This window comes from Arsenophonus endosymbiont of Bemisia tabaci Q2, assembly GCF_902713415.1.
Taxonomy (GTDB): Bacteria; Pseudomonadota; Gammaproteobacteria; order Enterobacterales; family Enterobacteriaceae; genus Arsenophonus.
Window position 1 is genome coordinate 1 of record NZ_CACTIE010000134.1, and the last position, 5,164, is coordinate 5,164.

At 36.4% G+C, this 5,164-nt stretch carries 3 protein-coding genes, 3 pseudogenes and 1 other annotated feature; of the genes and pseudogenes, 3 read left to right on the plus strand and 3 right to left on the minus strand.

What is annotated here, in order from left to right:
* Positions 1 to 180: 180 nt before the first annotated feature.
* Positions 181 to 2,655: pseudogene (gene thrA / locus ARSQ2_RS07545) on the minus strand (bifunctional aspartate kinase/homoserine dehydrogenase I).
* Between the two features lie 24 nt (positions 2,656 to 2,679).
* Positions 2,680 to 2,807 (minus strand) — a sequence feature (Thr leader region).
* Here thrA and ARSQ2_RS15265 point away from each other — a divergent pair.
* Positions 2,719 to 2,847, plus strand: coding sequence for a hypothetical protein (locus ARSQ2_RS15265; protein WP_255487652.1), 129 nt, complete (start codon positions 2,719 to 2,721; stop codon positions 2,845 to 2,847). (Overlaps the previous feature by 89 nt.)
* Before the next feature lie 608 nt (positions 2,848 to 3,455).
* The gene (gene arcA, locus ARSQ2_RS07555; RefSeq protein WP_181994916.1) at positions 3,456 to 4,172 is read left to right on the plus strand and encodes a two-component system response regulator ArcA; all 717 of its coding nucleotides are present in this window, start codon (positions 3,456 to 3,458) and stop codon (positions 4,170 to 4,172) included.
* 40 nt (positions 4,173 to 4,212) lie between these two features.
* Here arcA and ARSQ2_RS07560 read toward each other — a convergent pair.
* Positions 4,213 to 4,547: pseudogene (locus ARSQ2_RS07560) on the minus strand (CreA family protein); the annotation flags it as partial.
* A gap of 105 nt (positions 4,548 to 4,652) precedes the next feature.
* Here ARSQ2_RS07560 and ARSQ2_RS07565 point away from each other — a divergent pair.
* A pseudogene (locus ARSQ2_RS07565) lies at positions 4,653 to 4,966 on the plus strand (helix-turn-helix domain-containing protein); the annotation flags it as partial.
* On the opposite strand, the gene ARSQ2_RS07570 reads toward ARSQ2_RS07565, so the two are convergent.
* Complete coding sequence (locus ARSQ2_RS07570; protein WP_420837750.1) at positions 4,903 to 5,127, minus strand: transposase; 225 nt, start codon at positions 5,125 to 5,127, stop codon at positions 4,903 to 4,905. The pseudogene ARSQ2_RS07565 and the gene ARSQ2_RS07570 overlap by 64 nt on opposite strands.
* Positions 5,128 to 5,164: the final 37 nt, after the last annotated feature.

Consider the following 5,164-nt stretch of genomic DNA (forward strand, 5'->3'; position numbering starts at 1 on the left):
AACCCTTCTTCTTCCATCGTAAATATCACTTTACGTCTAAAATCAATTGAATAGCTCATATAAATAATGTCATCAAAATTAAGTCGCTTAGCTATATCTAGCGGAGAGATAGCCGCACCTAGTACATCAAACCCAACACTGACATTACCTATCGATGCTGGTGCATAAACTTTGCCCATTTTATGCTCCTATTTTCCTTGTTAACGTCCGTAATATATCGGCAAATACCCCTGCGGCAGTAACATCATTACCCGCACCCTAACCTCTTAATACTAATGGAATGGTCTGATAATAGCGGATATAAAATGCTAAAGCATTTTCACCATTTTTAACTTTATAAAGTGGATTGTGTTCATCGACTGCTACCATTTTTACCTGACAACAACCGTCTTTAATTAACTCGATATAACGAAGAACCTTTCCCTGTGCCGTTGCTTGGCTAACCCTTATTTTAAAATCTTGATCTAATTGTGTTAATCGTTGAAGAAAATGGTTAACGTTACCACTAACATCAAAAGAGGCGGGCAATATAGGTTCAATTTCAATATCATTAAGTTCAAGACAATAACCGGCTTCTCGCAATAGGATCAACAGCTTACGAGCAACATCGATACCAGAACAATCATCTCGAGGATCTGGTTCAGTAAAACCTTTTTCTTTTACTAACAGTGTCGCCTGCGATAAAGACACCCCTTCATCGAGTAAACCAAAAATACAGGAAAGTGAGCCAAAAAGAATTCCGCTAAACTCTAGAAATTCATCACCGGCATTAAGTAAATTCTGCAAATTTTCAATAACCGGTAAACCAGCACCAAGATTCGTCTCATACAGAAATTTACGTTTTGATTGCTCAGCAACCAATCGGATCTGGTGATAATAATCCATACTATCTATATTGGCTTTTTTATTTGGCGTAACAATATTAAACCCATTAAACCCCGCCTTAAGCAAAAAAGCATAGTGCTTCGCTATTTGCTGATCAGCGGTACAATCAACGATGACTGGATTGAGAAAACAGTGTTTATCCTGTAATTGGCACAGATCACTTAAACTAAAAGCTTGTTTAGATTGTGATAATCCTATTTGCCAATTATCCAGCGTTAAGCCTTTAATATCAGTTAACATTACCCGCGAATTAGCAATTGCACAAATTCGCAGATCAATATGCTTCTTTTTCAACCAATTTTGTTGCCGATAAATTTGTTCAAGTAAAGCATTGCCAACACCGCCAACACCAACAACAAAAACATTGATAATTTGAGCGGTATCAAACAACATTTGGTGACATAATTGCGCAGCGATTGTAGTCATATTATTATCAATCACAGCAGAAATTGAAGACTCAGAAGAGCCTTGTGCAATAGCGACAATGTTAATATTACCAAGCGTCAAAGCAGAAAAAAAACGGGCTGATATTCCCTTGAAAGTTGGCATTCCATCACCAACGACTGAGATAATAGCAAGCTGCTCAATGATATCCAATGAGCTGAGCAAACCTTCTTTTAATTCCAAATAAAACTCTTCAGTCAGTGCTTTATATGCCTCAGCTAATTGATCCTGATGCAGACAAAAACTAATACTATATTCAGAAGAAGATTGCGTGATTAATACAATTGAAATTCCCTTATACGACATGGTGGAAAAGATGCGAGCAGCCATACCAACCATGCCCTTCATACCCGGCCCAGAGACATTAATCATCGCCATATTATTTAGGCTGGTGATCCCTTTAATTGGCATACACTCACGGTTTTTAACATTACCAATCAAAGTGCCATTGCGATTAGGCACTGAGGCATTTTTAATTAAACATGGGATCTGAAATTGGGCAATCGGAGCAATTGTTCTAGGATGGAGGACTTTAGCGCCAAAATAGGAGAGCTCCATGGCTTCTTGATAGGATATTTCTGTTAGCAAACGAGCCTCTGCTACAATACGGGGATCACAAGTATAAACACCATCAACATCGGTCCAAATTTCACAATAATCTGCCTGTAAGCAAGCAGCAAGAACAGCGGCAGAGTAATCTGAGCCATTACGTCCTAATATTACCGGTTCATTGTGCAAATTACCGGCGGTAAAACCCGCTAACAAAATAAGATGATCTTTAGGTATATTCAACGCACTAATGCGCTGGCTAGATTCACGGATATCCACTGTCGCGCTAAGATAGTGCCCTTCAGCGAATAAATTTTCTACTGGATCAATAATCGTTATTAGATAGCCACGGGCACGCAGTATCGATGCCATAATAGCAATCGAAATTTTTTCGCCGCGACATATTAATCCGGCATGAATACTTTCTGGACATTGTCCCAATCCTAATAGCGAAATGCCATGTAAGATTTGCTCAATTTGAATAAACTCATTTTCAATCATTTTCCTGACTTTTTCATATTCAAAATCAGATTGCTTGTTCTTCAAACCGGATAGCAAGGTAGAAAAAATGTCCTTCGCCGCCTTGATATGCACAGTAATATCAGCGCCCGACGTCGCCGCATCGATCATAGCAACAAGATAATCGGTGATCCTCGCTGGTGCCGACAAAACTAAAGCCACCGGCCCTTGTGTAAATTTATCCGCGACAATATTAGCAACGTTGAGCATTTTATTATCATTAGCAACCGACGTTCCACCAAATTTGAGCACACGCACTGGTTTTTTCCTCCTGAAATTGCGTTAAAAAAAACCCGCATCATTTGCTTGGATGCGGGCTTTATGTTCGATTTTGATTTTAGTTATGCGTCAGCCCGCCCCGTAACCATTGGTTACGGTAGTGGTAATAATGGTGGTATTGAAGCTGGTCTTACGCATCACTGTCCTAAGTTTCTATTAAAAAATATTTAGCTATATACTGGTTAAAACAATTTTAATGCAAAGTCAAATAATTTGTTTTTTAATTACTAAAACTAATTAAACATATTCATTTCTTTGTTAAGTAACTATTACCAATAGAATATATTTCACTTTAAGCAGATAAAAAAACATAACCGAATAAATGAGAATTTTTATCTATTTACAATCAGCAACGCTTGTATGTTAACAGATAAATAATAATATGAAGCTTGGCGTTTATATTTTTCATATAAATTACATTAGTGCCTATCTTAATTTAAATACAATATTTTATGACACAAAAAATCATATAATTTAAGTAATAATCTTTATAATAGCTTTATTTCGATTTTGACGTGTATCAACAAAAGTCATTTTTTTAGGTGGTCAATAGGCTTTTAGCTGTTATATTGCTGTTAACATAAAATGAGAAAAGAATTGTTTAGTAAATTTCTTTTAGGTTCGGCATAATTGTTTTTTGTTACAAAAAAATTATATGAACTTTAATGATATTCGCTAAGCTTTCATTAGTATTATAAAACGAAATTAGAGAAAGCATGCTCTTGAAACATTAGTGTGTAAATCTGGTAATTTATATTGTAGAGAGTTAGGTAGCACATATGCAAACCCCACATATTTTGATTGTTGAAGACGAGATTGTCACACGTAATACCTTAAAAAGCATTTTCGAAGCAGAAGGCTATATTGTGCATGAAGCTACTGATGGAGGCGAAATGCACAATATTTTATCTGATAATGATATTAACCTGGTCATTATGGATATTAATTTGCCAGGCAAAAATGGTCTGCTACTTGCGCGCGAATTACGTGAACAAGCTCATGTTGCGCTGATGTTTCTTACCGGGCGTGATAATGAAGTTGATAAGATATTAGGATTAGAAATTGGGGCCGATGATTATATAACTAAGCCTTTCAACCCTCGCGAATTAACAATTCGCGCACGAAATTTACTTTCGCGCACAATGAATCTTTGCCAAATCAGTGGTGAACGCCGCCAGGTAGAAAGTTATAAATTTAATGGCTGGGAACTGGATATTAACAGTCGCTCTTTAGTCAGCCCGATTGGTGATCAATATAAATTACCACGTAGTGAATTCAGAGCTATGTTACATTTTTGTGAAAATCCAGGCAAAATTCAAACACGTGCAGAACTATTGAAAAAAATGACCGGACGTGAATTAAAGCCCCACGATAGAACTGTTGATGTGACTATCCGCCGTATTCGTAAACACTTTGAATCGATAGTCGATACACCAGAAATTATTGCCACCATCCATGGTGAAGGTTATAGCTTCTGTGGTGATATTGAAGAATAAATATAACATATTAAATCCCTTTTTTTAGGTGTTGGGAGGTTTAATAAATATAGTAATGCCATGGCATAATTGGCACAGCACTAATAGCATTTTTAGACGATCCATCAATTATTTTGTCTGAATAAGTTAAATAAGTGTATTCCGTTGTTTATCGTAGAAACGTACTACTTGTAGTTTTTTAAAAATCAATGAAGTACGTTTTTGAAAAACAACTTGCCCCTTTTTATTATTTAATTTAATTTTGTCATCTATAATTATTGGCCCAATCTGTTGACAAGAAATTGCCGAATCAGCAGTATCTTCGGCGAGGCCGAGACCTCTTTTAATACCGCCTGTTTTTGCTCGACTCAGATAACAAGTTATATTATTAATATCCATAAAAATAATAAAATAGCTATATAAAGCAATTTAGTATTAAATGGATGTTTATAATAAAGTTTTTATACTATTTATAGGTGATTATTTAAACCAGGTACTTCTATGGATCAAAGCAATATTATCCGCGATTTACTGTATTGGATATAGACACACATCTAGATCAGCCGTTATTTCTCGATAACGTCGCAGCTAAAGCTGGTTATTCAAAATGGCATTTACAGCGGATGTTTAAAAACATTACTCAGCAAGCTATTGGCTCTTATATCCGTGCTCCCCGACTTTCCCGTGCGGCTGTTGCTCTTAGGCTGACTAGTCGGCCAATTCTTGATATAGCTAAGCGACTTAATTTTGATTATACCATATTGAGTGCGAACAAAATATCTGTGTCGCATCCGAGGGCTCTTTTTTTACATTTAGCTTTTGCCCATTTATGTTCAATTGGATTAAGATCTGGCGAATAGGTAGGCAAATATTCCACCATATGCCTCGCATCGATGATGACTTGTTGAATACTCTGTTTCTTGTGAAAAGTTGCATTATCCATCATGATTACACTGTTTTTAGGAAGTACTGGGATAAGGACTTGGGTAACCCATGCATAGAAAACATTGCTA